Source organism: Clostridium peptidivorans (assembly GCF_900205925.1).
Classification (GTDB): Bacteria; Bacillota; Clostridia; order Clostridiales; family Clostridiaceae; genus Clostridium_AK; species Clostridium_AK peptidivorans.
Map to the genome: position 1 here is coordinate 1 of NZ_OAOD01000053.1, position 1,159 is coordinate 1,159.

The 1,159-nt window shown below is 37.8% G+C and carries 1 protein-coding gene; it reads right to left on the bottom strand.

What is annotated here, in order from left to right:
- Positions 1-7: 7 nt before the first annotated feature.
- The coding region (tuf, locus tag CRN98_RS17270; protein WP_097028642.1) for an elongation factor Tu at positions 8-1,159 on the bottom strand (1,152 nt) is incomplete at its 5' end.

A 1,159-nucleotide genomic window follows, 5' to 3' on the forward strand; every position in this document is an offset into this window, starting at 1 on the left:
TTTTTTATTATTCTTCTATTGTAGTAACAACACCTGAACCTACTGTTCTTCCACCTTCTCTGATAGCGAATCTTAATCCTTCATCCATAGCTATTGGAGTGATTAATTCAACTTTCATGTCTATGTGGTCTCCTGGCATTACCATTTCCATTCCATCTGGTAATTTGATTGAACCTGTAACGTCTGTTGTTCTGAAATAGAACTGTGGTCTATATCCATCGAAGAATGGTGTGTGTCTTCCGCCTTCTTCTTTCTTTAATACGTATACCTGACCTACGAATTTCTTGTGTGGGTGTACAGAATTTGGTGCTGCTAATACTTGACCTCTTTCGATGTCATCTCTCTGTACTCCTCTTAATAATGCTCCGATGTTATCTCCTGCCATTGCTGAGTCAAGTAACTTTCTGAACATTTCTATTCCTGTTACTACTGTCTTTTTCTTTTCAGCACTTAATCCTACTACTTCTACTTCGTCGGCTACTTTTAATATTCCTGATTCAACTCTTCCTGTTGCAACTGTTCCTCTTCCTGTTATTGTGAAGATATCTTCTACTGGCATTAAGAATGGTTTGTCAGTTGCTCTTTCTGGAGTTGGGATATATTCATCTACTGCTGCCATTAAGTCCATTATTGGCTTTATTTTTTCTTCATCTGTTGGGTTTTCTAATGCTTGTAGTGCTGATCCTACTACGATTGGTGCTTCGTCTCCATCGAATCCGTATTCACTTAATAATTCTCTTATTTCCATTTCTACTAATTCGATTAATTCTGGATCATCTACCATATCTGCTTTATTTAAGAATACTACTATTCTTTCAACTCCTACTCTGGAAGCTAGTAGTATGTGTTCTCTTGTCTGTGGCATTGGACCATCTGCTGCGCTTACAACTAAGATAGCTCCATCCATCTGTGCTGCTCCTGTTATCATGTTCTTAACATAGTCAGCATGTCCTGGACAATCAACGTGCGCATAGTGTCTATTTTCTGTTTCATATTCAACGTGTGCTGTGTTGATTGTAATTCCTCTTTCTCTTTCTTCTGGTGCTTTATCTATTGAAGCATAATCAAATGCTTCTGCAAATCCTTTTTTTGCTAATACTGTTGTTATTGCTGCTGTTAATGTTGTCTTACCATGGTCTACGTGACCTATTGTTCCTAT